Raw genomic sequence first — 16,721 nt, forward strand, 5'->3', positions numbered from 1 at the left:
TTTATTAAATAATATTAAAAATAGCCAACGACCAGATAAGCCGGGTTTTGATTTTATCGAAAAAACCACGGTTACTATTGGTCAGATTACTACCATGAATACGTCTTAACACAACCGTGTCGCTCAAATGAACGACCGAATTACGTCTATTTGCGACGAAAGCGATCCATATATCATGACTAATCACCTTCGAGTAAAAAGGGATCAGACAGGGTTTTATCTTCTTCGACAACAGCATGGCACAGCCATAGTAAGGAACGCTACGCCCGATAAAAATGTCAAATATATTCTTGTAAGGAGTACCATTCCTTGCATGATCAAAACCACAAAAAAATTTACGAGAGTCAACATCATCGACAAATGACTCCATAGAGCCCACTACCAGCAAGCTATTCGAAAGTTCCATTGCAGAAATCATCTTGTCGACTCTGCCCGCTGGCCAGAGATCATCTTGATCACTTAAAAAAATATAAGTACCCGATGCTTCACTAATTAAATTCTCAAAATTACCTATATACCCAAGATTCGTGGTATTTCTGATAATCCTGATTCTGACATCGTGAAACTCTTCAACAATACGAATTGTCTCATCGCTCGAACCATCATCACCGATCAAAACTTCAGAATCTTCCGGAATTTGCTCGAGTATTGAACTCAGCTGATCCCTGATGAATTCAGCCCCATTGTAAGTAGCTACACAAACGCTAACCGAAAACATATTTATTCCTAGTTAACACCCAATAAAGAAACCAGAAAATCCACCCATTACCTTTAAAAAGCCGGGTCGGAAGAGTTACCTTTTTTAAACTGGGCCTCACTGCTCTGATCAAATTCGCTACCGGGGGAAAGCTCACTATTTACCAACATTATAGCTATAAAATGCATGAACACAAACACAGGAGCCAATAGCAAGGGGTTTCCTGCTCCCGGGATCAGAAACGCCATTAACCTCAGGACCCAAGCACCTGCCCCTTACCGCCCACAAAGAAAAATTCTAAACCGAAGAAAACCAGAAAACCACTGAAGCGCATGACAAAAACAAGAGCATACTCCCACCACTAAAAACGCACAGCACCAAGGAAGAAGGTTCGGCTGTCAAGTATCGAAAGAACGAAAATCAAAAACACACTTAGAAACATCATCCCTCATGCCCTCTCAACAACTTGAACATAAGAAAAAGATAACAAACTACCGCATAGACCACCCCAAAACAAACAACGATCCAAATCAAACGACTAAAATCACCTGCAGAAGAACTCCTCACGACAAAGATGAAGCAGGCCATGCATACACCATAAACGATCAGAGAAGCCATATATGCCCTTGCCAAGCCAAGGAACACGAATATAAAATTCAACACAGCATGAAAGTAAAGTACGAAATAAAAAAATGCAAAACCGATAACAAGTTCAAAATAAACCAAATACTTAGCGCCTAGAAACACCCCCAGAAACAGCTTGGGTATGACAGCGCCCGAAAACAACAAATATGACAATAAGGAGCCACCGAGAAATACGCCCATCGATACATTAAGAAATTTCATGGCTCCAGTTCTACCCGAAGCAATGAACTTAGGAAAAAAATAGTTATTAAAAGCCCCGTATAGCAGCCCTCCCCCCAGGACCAAGGTCAACATACCTGAATAGAAAGCTGCAAATGAAGCATCTTCACCAACAACAAAGTATCTGGGGATGTTTACGATGAGACTCGAAAAAAAAGCGGCCGCACCTAAAACAAACCCGCCCCATGACACCACCCCTGTGTCAAAGGCAACAGAGATAAACTTTAGAGTGAGTAGCAGGAACACTAGACCTACCACCATCAGCGCGATACTCAGACCAGCCCCAACGTATAACAAAATAAAGACAATTAGAGAAAACAGAACAAATCTGAACAATGTCGACGCAAAAATATTGCGATAATCGCCCGTTCTGATTCCCTCGCAAAGGATGGGCTCGTATAAAAACTCCGCACATCTATATAGAAAAAACCAAAATACAATTTGCGAGGAAAACAAAAGTGCACCAAGAAAGCCAAAAAGTAAAAACGGTATGACCAGCCAAATCCTCGTACGCAATGAATCTCTGTAGCTTAATTTTCCGCTCAAAATGGAAATATTGTGCTGCATGGAAAAAAATAGCTGCACCGGGGCACAAATGGAGAACGCGGCTCCTAGCATTGCCGCATCATTGAAGCTTCCTAAGTGGGAACTGGCCACCACTAAAAATATAGAGGGCGCACTAAAAAAAACGTTAGCCAAAAATACAAAAACAAAATTAATCATTTGATACGGCCGCACCAAGACTTACTACAGGAAATTTTTTGTCACTCATGTCGCGCGATGTCTTAAGCTGTTGGGCATCCAAAATCAATTCACCCTTAAAAATTGATTCACAAGCTATTTCCAGGTAGTAACTCATTGCTTTTCAAGCACTCCGCTTCATGACTCAAGCACGCAAAATATCCCAAGCCACTAAAAAATCGACAACAAAAACAAAGGAATAACATACGTGACACCGGGCTTTCAGTTCCCGACCCGCGGTCAGAAAAGGTTAGCAATAAATTACAACACGGTACCTCCTCAGAATTTAACGCTGGCTTCCTGAGAACACCATAACCACCAGCCTGATCAGCCCTGATATCAAGGCCAAGACACCTACCGCCGATGCTCCTTGTCCCCAAGCCCACCTGCCGAGGATTGAGAAGGGGCATCAACAACCCTATCACATCGACGATTCGTTGTTAGCGGCACCATGCGTTCTGATTTGACGTCGAATGCTGACCTTTGCTGAAAATGTTTTAAATAGCGGCTCACGATAACGCCCCTCCTCCGGTTTTCCAGTGCTTTGCTGATAGCTGATCAGATATTCAGCTCCCACCCATCACCAATATAAAGGGACACTTACAGAGGCGCTCATAGCAATAAATGCCACCCGCCGCAAACCTGGACCGACGATACTGCGCAGGCTTGCGTGATATTTGACTACCCGCCATCTCTACAGCTTCTTTATGTGGCGACAATCAACTAAATAGGTGAAGGCTCAAGCACGACTTTTCCGGGTAATGACAAAATGGCGGACCAGCGCGATCATGAAACCAAGTACACAGCCCAGGAATAGCCCCAGCAATATGATGAGAACCTTTTTGGGTTTGATAGGGCGGTCGGGCTGCTCGATTGGACCATCCTGACGATAGACAGAGACAGTGCTCGGGCTAACCTGTAGATCCTTGTAAAAGCTTTGCTTGATTTGAAGCGCTCTTAGTTGCCCGATGAAAGGATCATCAGATTTTCGCGTTTCAAGGTTCTGAATTTCCGCCTTTAGAGCTTTACTACCGCGCATATATGTCAGCGGTCCATCCATACCAGCGGAGACCTCAACGGAAAGATTATCCGAGATGATAGGTGGATTATCTAGACCAATGGCCACGGCAACCGCTAGCGCCTCGCGCAATCGTGTGATGGAATCCTGGCGAACTCGGCTTTCGGCCTCTTGCAGCGTAGTAATCTGCTGACCAAGATTGCGTGCCCGCACTTCAGCTTCACGGGTGATATTACTGATCATTTCTTTTTCCGCTGCGGCACCCGCCCGCGCTGCAAAATCCTTCACCCACACGACGGTATTTGCAGGATCCTCACCGTGAACTACAACGGAATAACGATCTGGCTGTTCCTTGCTTGGTAGGCCTATAGTCAATAACTTTAAAAATTCAGAGTACAGCAGATCTTGCGATCCACTGCGCTCGGACGGCGACAGTGAAGGTAGATATACTTGATTGTAGAAAGCACGCCGTAATGATTCACTCTGCAAATTACGGGTGAATACGTCGTATACATCTTTGATCGTAAATGGTGTCAGTTCTGTACCGACAGTTCGGCCATAGTTGAAATCGGCGATACCGTTCATGGTTGGTGGCTGCAGGTAAACACGCGCCTCATACACCGGCTTACTCAAAAATGCATAAGTCGCTGCTGCCAATGTTCCGACTAAAGCGACGCTGAATATCAAAAGCTTCTGATCCCATAACGCCACAAACAGTTCAAACAGGCCAAACTCATCGGTGCGCTGCGTGGATGCCGGGGTGTTCGCCATATAAAATTTACCCTATTCATTTTCATTGTAGATAGGACGCGCGCTTTATTTCTTTCGCATTCTATCGATACGAATCATCACAATAACCAGGCGATCCGCAGTACTACCAGCTATTAGCAGCGACTGAAACTCTCTGACGAGCGCGGGCCGAAGCGAACGATTCGCGACCATCTCACAGGGAAGGCAAGACCAACAGCCTTTGCAGGTACTGACCATAGCCAGTCTTCTTCAGTGCATCAGCTTGAGATCCCAACTGCTCAGCAGTTATCCAGCCACTGTTGTAAGCAATTTCTTCCAGACAAGCCACCTTCAACCCCTGACGCTGCTCGATGGTGTGCACAAAATGGCTGGCCTCAAGCAGTGAATCATGAGTACCGGTATCCAACCATGCAAACCCGCGACCGAGCATTTCAACGTTGAGAGTCTTTTTCTCGAGATAGACACGATTGACATCGGTAATCTCTAATTCGCCACGTTCGGACGGCTTGATATTTTTTGCTATCTCGACAACCTGATTGTCGAAGAAATACAAACCAGTCACCGCGTAGCTGGATTTAGGCGTGAGCGGTTTCTCTTCAATACTCAAGGCACGGCCTGAGGAATCAAATTCCACCACGCCGAATCGCTCGGGATCGGAAACGTGATACCCGAAAACTGTCGCACCATGAGTTTGAGCACTGGCGGAACGGAGTTTGTCCGAGAAGTGCTGACCGTAAAAAATGTTATCCCCCAAGATGAGGCAGCATGGATCTTTGCCGATGAATTCCTCACCTATGATGAATGCTTGCGCAAGACCATCCGGGCTTGGTTGTTCCGCGTAGGCAAGCTTGATGCCATAAAGGCTGCCATCACCCAGCAACTTGCGGAAGCACGGTAGATCTTCCGGGGTGGAAATGATCAAAATTTCACGCATCCCGGCAAGCATGAGCACCGACAGCGGGTAAAAAATCATTGGCTTGTCGTATATCGGCAGCATCTGCTTGGAAACACCGAGCGTCAACGGGTGGAGCCGAGTTCCCGAACCACCGGCTAGAATGATGCCTTTACGATTTGTTGTTGTCATTTGTTCAGAACTTCCATAAGCATTCGGGTTACGCCACTTTGCCAATCCGGCAAGTGCAGAGAAAAATTATCACGCAGTTTCCGAGTATTCAGCCTCGAATTCAAAGGACGGCGTGCAGGCGTTGGATACGCGGTGGTTTCTATGGGATCTACAGCTGTGACGGCGAGTTGCTCGGCATTGGCCTTGGCAAATTCGATCACATAGCGGGCATAACCGTGCCAGGAAACCTCACCGCTTGCTGCCAAGTGATATAGACCTGACAGCTCCGGACGCTGGACGGCTTGCTGGATGGCCAACGCCGTCACATCTGCAATCAGGTCGGCACCAGTGGGGGCTCCGATCTGGTCCGCAATGACGCTCAGTGTTTCTCGATCCTTGGCCAGACGCAGCATAGTCTTGGCGAAGTTGTTACCGCGAGCTCCGTAGACCCAGCTGGTACGGAAAATCAGGTGCTTACATCCGGATGCAGTTATAGCCTGCTCTCCCGCGAGCTTGGAGGCACCGTAATGATTTACGGGGGCGACAGCATCTGTCTCCTGCCAAGGGGTGGAGCCCTGGCCGTTGAAAACATAATCGGTGGAATAGTGAATCAGCCATACATTCGAGGATGCGGCCTCTTCAGCCATGACTTGGGTTGCCAGACTGTTCACTCTGTCTGCCAATTCAGTTTCGGACTCGGCCTTGTCCACGGCAGTGTAGGCCGCCGCATTGACGATGACATCAGGTTTGACCTTGCGGATTGTGGCGCGCAAGGCATCGAGATTGGAAATATCTCCCGTCAAACCATCATTCGCACGGCGGTCCAATGCGATCAGCTCACCCAAAGGTGCAAGGGAGCGTTGCAGCTCCCAGCCCACTTGACCATTTTTTCCCAACAGAAGGATTTTCATGCTTTGCTCGAGCGATCCGTGTAGTTCAAGTCGAGCCACTGCTGATAGCTGCCGCTCTTGACGTGCTCTACCCACTCGGTGTTGTCCAGATACCATTCAACCGTCTTGCGGATGCCGGTTTCGAAGGTTTCTTCCGGAGTCCAGCCCAGCTCGCGCTGGATTTTGCTGGCATCGATGGCGTATCGCTGGTCGTGCCCGGGACGATCCTGAACGTAGGTGATCAGACTGGCATGCGGCCGGTGCGCGGAATCTGGACGAAGTTCGTCAAGCAAGGCACACAGGGTATAAACCACTTCAATGTTCTGCTTTTCGTTATGACCACCGATGTTGTATGTCTCGCCAACAACGCCCTCAGTGACAACTTTATATAGCGCTCGGGCGTGATCTTCGACGTAAAGCCAGTCACGGACCTGGTTGCCTTTACCGTAAACTGGAAGCGGCTTGCCTTCCAGTGCATTGAGGATGATCAGCGGAATCAACTTCTCGGGAAAGTGGCATGGGCCATAGTTGTTCGAGCAATTGGTTACCAGGGTTGGCAAGCCATAGGTGCGCGCCCAGGCACGAACCAGGTGATCAGAACTGGCCTTGCTGGCGGAGTACGGTGAACTTGGCTGATAGGGCGTGGTTTCGGTAAAGAGGTCTTCGGGCCCTTCGAGGTCTCCGTAGACTTCATCTGTCGAAATATGATGGAAACGAAATCCGGCTTTGCGCGCACCGTCGAGTGCTGCCCAATAGTGACGTGCTGCTTCCAGTAGGGTGTACGTGCCAATGATATTGGTCTGGATAAACTCCGATGGACCGGAGATAGAACGATCGACATGAGATTCTGCGGCCAAGTGCATGATGGCGTCCGGCTGATGCTCGCGCAAAACTCGGTCGACTTGGTCACGGTCACAAATATCAATGTGTTCGAACAGGTATCGCGAGTCCTGGCTGACTCCTGCCAAGGACTCAAGGTTACCCGCATAAGTGAGCTTATCGACATTAACGACAGAATCGGAAGTGCTGGAGATGATATGGCGGATGACCGCCGAACCGATAAATCCGGCGCCGCCGGTAACTAGAATTTTCACGCGAAACCATACCCTTGAGTTACTGACAGGGCCGCCAAACCGAGCACTGTCTAATCCATGAATGCAAAAGCCGGCACCCGCGGCTGCCTGCAGAGTCAGTCCGACCGACCTCGGAACCAGCCGTTTTCGGACAAGCAAAGCATTTTACAGCTTAATGACGTTTTTACTAATGGATGCAGACAAGCAGTGGCTAACAGGAAACACGTTACCCAGCATGCGCCGCAATCAGCCTGGGTATTTGGACCTTGAAGATATGCGACCCAGGAACCAATGCAACATAGGTCCGATCACCATACCCACCATAAGCGCCGACAGTACCGCCATTGAAACGGGTAGCTGCGGCCCCGACCAGCCAAGAAATAACAATGAAACAGACTGCTGGTTCTCGAGCACGAACGCGAGAATCGCCAATACCAGTAACAGTACGAATACCACGAGCATGACGCGCTTTAGGTTACGCATTGCCAACTCCTTGAAATCAAAGACCGTAATGCCCATCCTCTTCTTCTTCATTCACCCGGTCACGCAGCTCTTTACCTGGCTTGAAGTGAGGAACGAACTTGCCGTCGAGACTGACAGACTGGCCGGTTTTCGGATTACGGCCGACCCGTGGTGCACGGTAGTGCAGAGAGAAACTGCCAAACCCCCGGATCTCGATGCGATCCCCGGTAGCCAGACATTGGGACATTTGCTCAAGCATGGTCTTGATGGCCAACTCCACATCCTTGGATGAGAGCAGCCCTTGATGGGTGACAATTCGTTCGATCAACTCCGACTTCGTCATATTTTTCCCTTCTTTTTCAAGCAGCTAGGTCAGCGCTTCAAAGGTTTTAGCACGCCCGAACGTTTTTGAACAGCCTGAGTTTTGCCATCTGCCCCAGCCCTCCAAAATGCTTGATTCCCGGGACGGGAAGACTCTGAGCCATCAGCACATCATCGGCAAATCACCAACATAGTGCGCGTCAGGAAACCTGCCGGGTTGAACCCGAAAAGCCCCCCTTCCTCATCCTCCTCCTTCAGATCATCAGACCTTGCCACAACCTGGTAGCCCGCCCCCTTGCATTCCTTGGCCGCACGCTTGTAACACTTCTCCCATTTCGAACCGAGCCCCGAACAATCCACCTCAATACCACTAACCCCACGCACTGCGTGAGTTTTGGCATTGGTGGTACAACCCGCCAGCACCAGCACCGCTACTGCGACAATGAGCTTGTTCATTCACGTCCTTTTGCCAGAAAGCCTATCGGGCGATCATTAGCCTCAGGCTAAAGACTAGCTGCAAATAAGCGTTTGATCCGACTAAACATTCAGACCTTCTTTCGGCGTTTTTGGTTCACACCCCAAGCAACTACATCCGCACGTAATTCACCAAACGCCAGGCACAAAAAAGGGCGACCGAAGTCGCCCTTTTTTACAGAAAGTCAGAACTTAGTTCTGTTTTTCCATTTGTGCACGCAGCAGGTCACCCAGAGTGGTGGCCACAGGAGCATCAGTAGCTACTGGCTTGTCGCGCAGGCTCTGGATTGCTTCTTTCTCGTCTTCAACGTCTTTCGACTTGATCGAGAGCTGAATTACACGGCTCTTGCGGTCAACGCTGATGATCTTGGCTTCTACTTCTTCGCCTTCTTTCAGAACGTTGCGCGCGTCTTCAACGCGGTCACGGCTGATTTCGGAGGCTTTCAGAGTCGCTTCGATATCGTCGGCCAGAGTGATGATGGCGCCTTTAGCGTCAACTTCCTTCACGATGCCTTTAACGATGGCGCCTTTGTCGTTCTCTTGAACGTACTCGGAGAACGGATCGCTTTCCAGTTGCTTGATACCCAGGGAAATGCGCTCGCGCTCTGGGTCAACCGACAGGATAACGGTGTCCAGCTCGTCGCCCTTCTTGAAGCGGCGAACGGCTTCTTCGCCCACTTCGTTCCAGGAGATGTCGGACAGGTGAACCAGACCGTCGATGCCGCCGTCCAGACCAATGAAGATACCGAAATCGGTGATCGACTTGATGGTGCCGGAGATTTTATCGCCCTTGTTGAACTGGCCAGAGAAATCTTCCCATGGGTTAGATTTGCACTGCTTGATACCCAGGGAGATACGACGACGCTCTTCGTCGATGTCCAGAACCATAACTTCCACTTCGTCGCCGACTTGTACGACTTTCGAAGGGTGGATGTTCTTGTTGGTCCAGTCCATTTCGGAAACGTGTACCAGACCTTCAACGCCTTCTTCCAGCTCAGCGAAGCAGCCGTAGTCGGTCAGGTTGGTTACACGCGCGGTAACGCGAGTGCTTTCTGGGTAACGGGCTTTGATAGCAACCCATGGATCTTCGCCCAGTTGCTTCAGGCCCAGGGAAACACGATTGCGCTCGCGATCGTACTTCAGAACCTTGACATCGATCTCGTCGCCAACGTTGACGATTTCGGAAGGATGCTTGATACGCTTCCAAGCCATGTCGGTAATGTGCAGCAGGCCATCGACGCCACCCAGATCGACGAATGCGCCGTAATCGGTGAGGTTCTTGACGATACCTTTGACTTGTTGGCCTTCCTGCAAGGATTCCAGCAGAGCTTCGCGCTCGGCGGAGTTCTCGGCTTCCAGGACGCTGCGACGGGAAACGACAACGTTGTTGCGCTTCTGGTCCAGCTTGATGACCTTGAATTCCAGCTCTTTGCCTTCCAGGTGCGTGGTGTCGCGCACTGGACGGACGTCAACCAGAGAACCTGGCAGGAACGCACGGATGCCGTTAACGTCGACAGTGAAGCCGCCTTTAACCTTACCGTTGATAACGCCCTTGACCACTTCTTCGGCTGCGAAGGCTGCTTCCAGAACAATCCAGCATTCAGCGCGCTTGGCTTTTTCACGGGACAGCTTGGTTTCACCAAAGCCGTCTTCAACCGAGTCCAGAGCAACGTGAACTTCGTCACCGACGTTGATGTTCAGTTCGCCAGCGTCGTTGTAGAACTGCTCAAGCGGGATGAGTGCTTCAGACTTCAGGCCAGCGTGAACGGTTACCCAGCGAGCCTGGTAATCGATATCAACGATAACACCGGTGATGATGGAGCCTGCCTGAAGGTTCAGGGTTTTTAGGCTTTCTTCAAAGAGTTCCGCAAAGCTTTCGCTCATTTTAATTCCTGTTGATGAGGGCGAAGAATACGCCCATCTCCACACCCCAGACGGTGTGGGTTAGTTTCATTTAAAAGAAGCCACCGCAGGACTATGACTGGTCCCCTGCGGCCTTCTTGGTCACCCGGCGATATCGCGAATGGCGATCTCGCTCATGATGCGTTCCAGCACCTGGTCGATGGATAATTCCGTGGAATCCAGCTGTATGGCGTCAGCCGCCGGTTTGAGCGGGGCTACCGCTCGCTGGGTGTCACGCTCATCGCGCGCACGTATCTCATCTAGCAGACTCGACAGACTAACACCCTCGACCTTGCCCTTCAACTGCAAATATCGACGGCGCGCCCTCTCCTCGGCGCTGGCGGTCAGAAAAATCTTCAGCGGCGCGTCAGGAAAAACCACTGTGCCCATGTCGCGACCATCCGCCACAAGGCCCGGCGCTTCCTGAAATGCTCGCTGGCGCTGCAGTAGCGCCTCGCGTACAGCCGGCAGCGCAGCCACCTGGGAAGCGCCGGAACCGACGCTTTCGGTGCGAATGACATCGCTGACTTCATCGCCTTCCAGAATGATGCGTTGCAACTGACCGTCCGTCGCAGCGATGAACTGAACATCCAGATGAGCGGCGAGTTTCTTCAGCAGCTCTTCGTTGGTCAGGTCGACACCATGGTTATGCGCAGCGAAGGCCAGCAATCGGTACAACGCACCGGAATCCAGCAGGTTCCAGCCCAGGCGCTTGGCCAGAATCCCGGCTACTGTGCCCTTGCCCGAACCGCTTGGCCCATCGATGGTGATGACCGGTGCAATGTTGTTCACGACTGTGCCTCTTGTGCCACGCGAATACCGACCTGTGCGCACAGCGCCAGGAAATTCGGGAACGACGTCGCGACGTTGGCGCAATCATGAATGCGGATCGGCGCACTGGCGCGCAGCGAAGCAACGCTGAACGCCATGGCGATACGGTGATCACCATGGCCGTGTACTTCACCGCCGCCGATCTGGCCGCCGTCGATGATGATGCCATCCGGGGTTGGCTCGCACTTGACGCCCAGCGCCAGCAAGCCATCAGCCATGACCTGGATACGATCCGATTCCTTGACCCGCAGCTCTTCAGCGCCGGTCAGCACGGTGCGCCCTTCGGCGCAGGCCGCGGCGACGAACAGCACCGGGAATTCATCGATAGCCAGCGGAACCAACGCTTCGGGAATCTCGATACCTTTGAGTTTAGCTGCACGTACGCGCAGGTCCGCTACTGGTTCGCCACCCACTTCACGCTGGTTTTCCAGGGTGATGTCGGCGCCCATCAGGCGCAGGATGTCGATCACACCGGTACGAGTCGGGTTGATGCCGACGTGCTCAAGCACCAGCTCCGAACCTTCGGCGATCGAAGCAGCCACCAGGAAGAACGCGGAAGACGAGATATCGCCCGGCACTTCAATGTGGGTCGCGGTCAGCTTGCTGCCGGATTCGACCGATGCGGTCGCACCGTTGACCGAAACCGGGTAGCCGAAACCGCGCAGCATGCGCTCGGTATGGTCGCGGGTCGGAGCAGGCTCGGTAACCGTGGTCTTGCCTTCGGCGTACAGGCCGGCCAACAGCAGGCAGGACTTAACCTGGGCACTGGCCATCGGCATGGTGTAGGTCAAACCTTTGAGCTTGTTGCCACCACGGATAACCATCGGCGGACGACCTTCGGCGGCGGTTTCGATCACCGCGCCCATTTCACGCAGCGGATTGGCCACGCGATTCATCGGGCGCTTGGACAGCGAAGCGTCGCCGGTCAGGGTGCTGTCGAAGTTCTGAGCAGCCAGCAGGCCGGACAGCAGACGCATCGAAGTACCGGAGTTACCCAGGTAGATCGGGCCCGGTGCCGGCTTCAGGCCATGCAGGCCAACGCCGTGAATGGTCACGCGACCGTGGTGCGGACCTTCGATGACCACGCCCATGTCACGGAATGCCTGCAAGGTCGCCAGGGCATCTTCGCCCTCCAGGAAACCTTCGACTTCGGTGACGCCTTCGGCCAGGGAGCCAAGCATGATCGAACGGTGGGAAATCGATTTGTCACCCGGTACGCGAATCCGACCGGACAGGCGGCCACCAGGTTGAGCCAGGAAAATCAGATCGTTGGAATTCATAGCGTCCACATAGGCCCTGCGGGCCAGGATTTTACTGAAATGCTCGCGGGCAACCCGGGCGCGAGTGAAAACGCCCAACAATTGGTGCCCATCCCCTGCATCGACCGCGTCGCGCAAGGCGTCGAGATCGCTGCGAAATGTATCGAGTGTGCGCAGGACAGCTTCGCGGTTGGCGAGGAAGATGTCGTGCCACATCACCGGGTCGCTTCCGGCGATTCTTGTGAAATCGCGGAAACCGCCCGCAGCGTAACGGAAGATCTCAAGATTTTCATTGCGCTTGGCCAGTGAGTCGACCAAACCGAACGCCAGCAAGTGCGGCAGATGGCTGGTCGCGGCCAGCACTTCGTCGTGACGCTCGACCTGCATGTGCTCGACATCGGCACCCAGTTCGCGCCACAAACGGTCGACTACCGCCAAGGCTGCCGGATCGGTCTGACCCAGCGGCGTCAGGATCACTTTGTGGCGGCGGAACAGTTCGGCGTTGGAAGCCTCCACCCCACTCTGCTCGGAACCGGCAATCGGGTGCCCCGGCACGAAGCATGATGGCATCTTGCCAAATGCTTCGGTGGCCGCACGCACCACATTACCCTTGGCACTGCCGACATCGGTCAGGATCGCCTGCCCCAGATCCATGCCCGCCAGACGCGCGAGCACTTTTTCCATGGCCAGGATCGGCACCGCCAATTGGATGACGTCGGCGCCCTGACAAGCAACGCCCAGGTCTTCCTCGCAGCGATCCACCACACCCAACTCGACCGCGAGCTTGCGTGATTGTGGATCGAGATCGACCCCGACCACTTCGCGGCACAGACCGCTTTCACGCAAACCCTTGGCAAACGAACCGCCAATCAACCCGAGACCGACCACCACCAGGCGACCGATCATAGGTTCAGCAGATTGCAGCGCAGTGACATCAACCACGAGCCAGAACCCTGGTCAGCGCTTCGAGGAAGCGGCTGTTCTCTGCTGGCAGGCCAATGGTGATGCGCAGGTGGTTCGGCATGCCGTAGTTGGCCACCGGACGCACGATCACACCTTCACGCAGCAGGCCCTGGAACACCGGGGCCGCGACCTGACCGAGATCGACACAAATGAAATTGCCCCTGGACGGAATCCAGCTCAGCCCCAGCTCACGGAAACCGGCTTCCAGTTGCTGCATGCCGGACTCGTTCAACTGACGGCTTTGCGCCAGATACTCTTCGTCCTTCAACGCCGCACAGGCCGCGGCCAAGGCCAGGCTGTTGACGTTGAACGGCTGGCGTACACGGTTCAGCACGTCTGCGACCACCGCCGTGGACAAGCCATAACCCACGCGCAGCGCTGCCAGGCCATAGGCCTTGGAGAAGGTACGGGAAACCAGCAGGTTCGGATAAGCCGCCAGGAAGTCCAGGCCGTCCGGCAGATCGCTGCCTTCGGCGTATTCGATGTAAGCCTCGTCCAGCACGACCAGCACATGCTCCGGCACATCCTGCAGGAATTCGTCCAGCGCCTCGGCGTCGAACCAGGTCCCGGTCGGGTTGTTCGGGTTGGCGATGAACACCACACGGGTATTGGCATCGATCGCCGCCAGCATGGCAGGCAGGTCATGCCCCCAATCCTTGGCTGGAACCACCTTGGCCTGTGCGCCGACCGCCTGAGTGGCAATCGGGTAGACCGCGAACGCATGCTCGCTGAACACGGCATTCAGGCCCGGCGCCAGATAGGCACGCGCAACCAGCTCCAGGATGTCGTTGGAACCGTTGCCCAGCGTGACCTGGTCGAGTTCGACGCGGCACTGCTCGGCCAACAGGCTCTTGAGCGCAAAACCGTTGCCGTCCGGATAACGGGTCAGCTCGGGCAGCGCATCGCGAATCGCCGCCAGCGCCTTGGGGCCAGCGCCCAGCGGGTTTTCGTTGCTCGCCAGTTTGACGATGCTGGCTGGATCGAGGTCCAGCTCACGCGCCAGTTCGTCCACGGGCTTGCCCGGAACGTAAGGCGAAAGTTGTTGCACGCCCGGCTGTGCCAGAGCGAGGAAATTGCCACTCATTTGCTACCGCCCCTTAGAGAACTGCTTTCGGGTAGGAACCCAGCACCTTGAGTGCCACTGCTTCCTGACTGATCTTTTCCAGCACACCTTTGACCAGCGGGTCACGATGATGGCCGACGAAGTCGATGAAGAACACGTAGGTCCATTTACCGCTGCGCGACGGACGAGTCTCGATTCGCGTCAGGTCGATGCCATTGTCGTGGAACGGCACCAACAACTCGTGAAGCGCACCCGGCTTGTTGCTCATCGAAACGATGATCGAGGTCTTGTCGTCGCCAGTCGGCGGCACTTCCTGGTTGCCGATCATGAGGAAGCGCGTGGAGTTATCCGGACGGTCCTCGATTTTCTCGGCCAGACGGGTCAAGCCATACAGGCCGGCCGCCATATCGCCGGCAATCGCCGCCGAGTTCCACTCACCCTTGACCCGTTTGGCCGCTTCGGCGTTGCTGGACACCGCCACGCGCTCGACATTCGGGTAATGGGCGTCCAGCCACTTACGGCACTGGGCCAGTGACTGGGCGTGGGAGTAGATGCGGCTGATGCTGTCCGTCTTGGTGTTTTCACCGACCAACAGGTGATGGTGGATACGCAGCTCGACTTCACCGCAGATCACCATGTCATGTTCGAGGAAGCTGTCGAGGGTGTGGTTGACCGCGCCTTCAGTGGAGTTTTCCACCGGCACCACGCCAAAATTCACCGCACCGGCTGCCACTTCACGGAACACTTCGTCGATCGCCGCCATCGGCTTGCTGATCACGGCGTGGCCGAAGTGTTTCATTGCGGCGGCTTGAGTGAACGTACCTTCAGGGCCGAGGTAAGCCACTTTCAGCGGCTGCTCGAGCGCCAGGCACGAAGACATGATTTCGCGGAACAACCGCGCCATTTCTTCGTTGCCCAGCGGCCCCTGGTTACGCTGCATGACACGCTTGAGCACCTGAGCTTCACGCTCAGGACGATAGAACACCGGCACTTCGCCTTCGGCCAGCGAGGCCATCTTTACTCGCGCGACTTCCTGGGCGCAGCGCGCACGCTCACTGATCAGCTCCAGGACCTTTTCGTCCAGGGCATCAATGCGCAGGCGCAGTGCCTTGAGTTCTTGCTCAGACATTAGCCGTGTTCCTTCTCGAACTCTGCCATGTACGAAACCAGCGCATTGACCGCGTTGATGTCGACGGCGTTATAGATGGAGGCGCGCATGCCGCCCACGGAACGGTGCCCCTTGAGGTTCAACAGGCCACGCTCGTCGGCACCGACCAGGAACGGCTTGTCCAGACGATCATCAGCCAGGCGGAACGGCACGTTCATCCACGAGCGATCCGACTTGTTGATCGGGTTGCTGTACAGGCCGCTGGCATCGATGAAGCCATACAGCGTGCGCTGCTTGACTTCGTTGAGCTTGCCGATGGCTTCTACGCCGCCCTGCTCCTTGAGCCACTCGAACACTAGGCCGGACAAATACCAGGCCAGGGTCGGCGGGGTGTTGTACATCGAACCGTTATCGGCCGCGACCTTGTAGTTGAGCATGGTCGGGCAAATGGAGCGCGCATGACCCAGCAGGTCTTCGCGAACGATGTTGACGACGATGCCGCTCGGACCGATGTTTTTCTGGGCACCGGCGTAGATCATGCCGAAACGCGAAACATCTACCGGGCGCGACAGGATGTCCGAAGACATGTCGGCCACCAGTGGAACATCGCCGGTTTCCGGAATCCATTGGAATTCCAGGCCGCCGATGGTTTCGTTCGGTGCGTAGTGAACGTAGGCCGCGTCTTTCGACAGCTTCCATTCGTTCTGGCCGGGAATGGCGAAGTAGTCGTAAGGTTTGGCGGTGCCGGCAACATTGACGTGGCCGTAGCGCGAAGCTTCTTCGATGGCTTTCTGCGACCAGATACCGGTGTCGATATAGTCGGCAGAGCCGGTTTCCGGCAACAGGTTCAGAGGAATCTGAGCAAATTGCTGGCTGGCGCCACCTTGCAGAAACAGCACTTTATAGTTCGAGGGGATATTCAGCAGATCACGCAGATCCTGCTCGGCCTTGGTGGCGATGGACACGAACTCATCGCTGCGATGGCTCATTTCCATGACCGACAGACCCTTGCCGTGCCAGTCGAGGAGTTCACCCTGGGCGCGCTGCAGGACAGCTTCGGGAAGCGCCGCAGGACCGGCACAGAAGTTATAGGCTCTCTTGCTCACATCCAATCTCGCTCTGATTTGGTGGTATCACGCAATAAATCACATTATCAGCCGACACCGGGTCCCTGTTGAAACAGGGGTCTGTGGGAGCGAGCCTGCTCGCGATTGCATCACCGCGATACTTCAGACGTACCGC

Annotated in this window: 15 protein-coding genes; all 15 read right to left on the reverse strand. The window is 53.9% G+C overall.

Translation table 11 applies throughout. From position 1 onward, the window contains the following. Window positions 1–4: 4 nt before the first annotated feature. The gene (locus tag WHX55_RS23080) at window positions 5–718 is read right to left on the reverse strand and encodes a glycosyltransferase (protein ID WP_353741389.1); all 714 of its coding nucleotides are present in this window, start codon (window positions 716–718) and stop codon (window positions 5–7) included. A 420-nt stretch (window positions 719–1,138) separates the two neighbouring features. Beyond that, window positions 1,139–2,284 (reverse strand): hypothetical protein, encoded by a 1,146-nt coding sequence (locus tag WHX55_RS23085; RefSeq protein ID WP_353741390.1) that lies wholly within the window; start codon window positions 2,282–2,284, stop codon window positions 1,139–1,141. 757 nt (window positions 2,285–3,041) lie between these two features. Then, window positions 3,042–4,091 (reverse strand): Wzz/FepE/Etk N-terminal domain-containing protein, encoded by a 1,050-nt coding sequence (locus tag WHX55_RS23090; RefSeq protein WP_150758241.1) that lies wholly within the window; start codon window positions 4,089–4,091, stop codon window positions 3,042–3,044. A 172-nt stretch (window positions 4,092–4,263) separates the two neighbouring features. Next, window positions 4,264–5,154 (reverse strand): glucose-1-phosphate thymidylyltransferase RfbA, encoded by an 891-nt coding sequence (rfbA, locus tag WHX55_RS23095; protein WP_151214611.1) that lies wholly within the window; start codon window positions 5,152–5,154, stop codon window positions 4,264–4,266. Next, window positions 5,151–6,044: a dTDP-4-dehydrorhamnose reductase gene (gene rfbD, locus WHX55_RS23100; RefSeq protein ID WP_353741391.1), complete on the reverse strand. Its 894-nt coding sequence runs from the start codon at window positions 6,042–6,044 to the stop codon at window positions 5,151–5,153. Before rfbD ends, rfbA begins: the two co-directional genes overlap by 4 nt. Then, window positions 6,041–7,117 (reverse strand): dTDP-glucose 4,6-dehydratase, encoded by a 1,077-nt coding sequence (gene rfbB / locus WHX55_RS23105; protein WP_150758244.1) that lies wholly within the window; start codon window positions 7,115–7,117, stop codon window positions 6,041–6,043. The genes rfbD and rfbB overlap by 4 nt, the downstream gene beginning before the upstream one ends. A 225-nt stretch (window positions 7,118–7,342) precedes the next feature. After that, entirely contained in the window at window positions 7,343–7,579 is a 237-nt protein-coding gene (locus WHX55_RS23110; protein WP_353741392.1) for a DUF1049 domain-containing protein, read from the reverse strand. A 16-nt stretch (window positions 7,580–7,595) separates the two neighbouring features. Further along, window positions 7,596–7,901, reverse strand: a complete 306-nt coding sequence (ihfB, locus tag WHX55_RS23115) for an integration host factor subunit beta (protein WP_150758246.1) — start codon at window positions 7,899–7,901, stop codon at window positions 7,596–7,598. A 149-nt stretch (window positions 7,902–8,050) separates the two neighbouring features. Beyond that, entirely contained in the window at window positions 8,051–8,335 is a 285-nt protein-coding gene (locus tag WHX55_RS23120; protein WP_150726240.1) for a hypothetical protein, read from the reverse strand. A 210-nt stretch (window positions 8,336–8,545) separates the two neighbouring features. After that, the gene (gene rpsA / locus WHX55_RS23125; protein ID WP_007973639.1) at window positions 8,546–10,237 is read right to left on the reverse strand and encodes a 30S ribosomal protein S1; all 1,692 of its coding nucleotides are present in this window, start codon (window positions 10,235–10,237) and stop codon (window positions 8,546–8,548) included. 120 nt (window positions 10,238–10,357) lie between these two features. Then, window positions 10,358–11,047, reverse strand: coding sequence for a (d)CMP kinase (gene cmk, locus WHX55_RS23130; RefSeq protein ID WP_007973641.1), 690 nt, complete (start codon window positions 11,045–11,047; stop codon window positions 10,358–10,360). Further along, window positions 11,044–13,251: a bifunctional prephenate dehydrogenase/3-phosphoshikimate 1-carboxyvinyltransferase gene (locus WHX55_RS23135; protein WP_353743078.1), complete on the reverse strand. Its 2,208-nt coding sequence runs from the start codon at window positions 13,249–13,251 to the stop codon at window positions 11,044–11,046. Before WHX55_RS23135 ends, cmk begins: the two co-directional genes overlap by 4 nt. Window positions 13,252–13,279: 28 nt before the next feature. Next, window positions 13,280–14,392: a histidinol-phosphate transaminase gene (gene hisC, locus WHX55_RS23140; RefSeq protein ID WP_353741393.1), complete on the reverse strand. Its 1,113-nt coding sequence runs from the start codon at window positions 14,390–14,392 to the stop codon at window positions 13,280–13,282. 13 nt (window positions 14,393–14,405) lie between these two features. Next, entirely contained in the window at window positions 14,406–15,500 is a 1,095-nt protein-coding gene (gene pheA / locus WHX55_RS23145; RefSeq protein ID WP_102700283.1) for a prephenate dehydratase, read from the reverse strand. Then, window positions 15,500–16,585, reverse strand: a complete 1,086-nt coding sequence (gene serC, locus WHX55_RS23150; RefSeq protein ID WP_150726237.1) for a 3-phosphoserine/phosphohydroxythreonine transaminase — start codon at window positions 16,583–16,585, stop codon at window positions 15,500–15,502. The genes pheA and serC overlap by 1 nt, the downstream gene beginning before the upstream one ends. Between the last annotated feature and the right edge of the window lie 136 nt (window positions 16,586–16,721).

This window comes from Pseudomonas fluorescens, assembly GCF_040448305.1.
In the GTDB taxonomy this organism is placed as follows: Bacteria; Pseudomonadota; Gammaproteobacteria; order Pseudomonadales; family Pseudomonadaceae; genus Aquipseudomonas; species Aquipseudomonas fluorescens_BH.

Excerpts from the sequence above, each read along its gene's own strand:
- WHX55_RS23080 (WP_353741389.1), bottom strand. The coding sequence starts at position 718 with ATGTTTTCGGTTAGCGTTTGTGTAGCTACTTACAATGGGGCTGAATTC.
- WHX55_RS23085 (WP_353741390.1), bottom strand. The coding sequence starts at position 2,284 with ATGATTAATTTTGTTTTTGTATTTTTGGCTAACGTTTTTTTTAGTGCG.
- WHX55_RS23090 (WP_150758241.1), bottom strand. The coding sequence starts at position 4,091 with ATGGCGAACACCCCGGCATCCACGCAGCGCACCGATGAGTTTGGCCTG.
- rfbA (WP_151214611.1), bottom strand. The coding sequence starts at position 5,154 with ATGACAACAACAAATCGTAAAGGCATCATTCTAGCCGGTGGTTCGGGA.
- rfbD (WP_353741391.1), bottom strand. The coding sequence starts at position 6,044 with ATGAAAATCCTTCTGTTGGGAAAAAATGGTCAAGTGGGCTGGGAGCTG.
- WHX55_RS23110 (WP_353741392.1), bottom strand. The coding sequence starts at position 7,579 with ATGCGTAACCTAAAGCGCGTCATGCTCGTGGTATTCGTACTGTTACTG.
- ihfB (WP_150758246.1), bottom strand. The coding sequence starts at position 7,901 with ATGACGAAGTCGGAGTTGATCGAACGAATTGTCACCCATCAAGGGCTG.
- WHX55_RS23120 (WP_150726240.1), bottom strand. The coding sequence starts at position 8,335 with ATGAACAAGCTCATTGTCGCAGTAGCGGTGCTGGTGCTGGCGGGTTGT.
- rpsA (WP_007973639.1), bottom strand. The coding sequence starts at position 10,237 with ATGAGCGAAAGCTTTGCGGAACTCTTTGAAGAAAGCCTAAAAACCCTG.
- WHX55_RS23135 (WP_353743078.1), bottom strand. The coding sequence starts at position 13,251 with ATGATCGGTCGCCTGGTGGTGGTCGGTCTCGGGTTGATTGGCGGTTCG.
- hisC (WP_353741393.1), bottom strand. The coding sequence starts at position 14,392 with ATGAGTGGCAATTTCCTCGCTCTGGCACAGCCGGGCGTGCAACAACTT.
- pheA (WP_102700283.1), bottom strand. The coding sequence starts at position 15,500 with ATGTCTGAGCAAGAACTCAAGGCACTGCGCCTGCGCATTGATGCCCTG.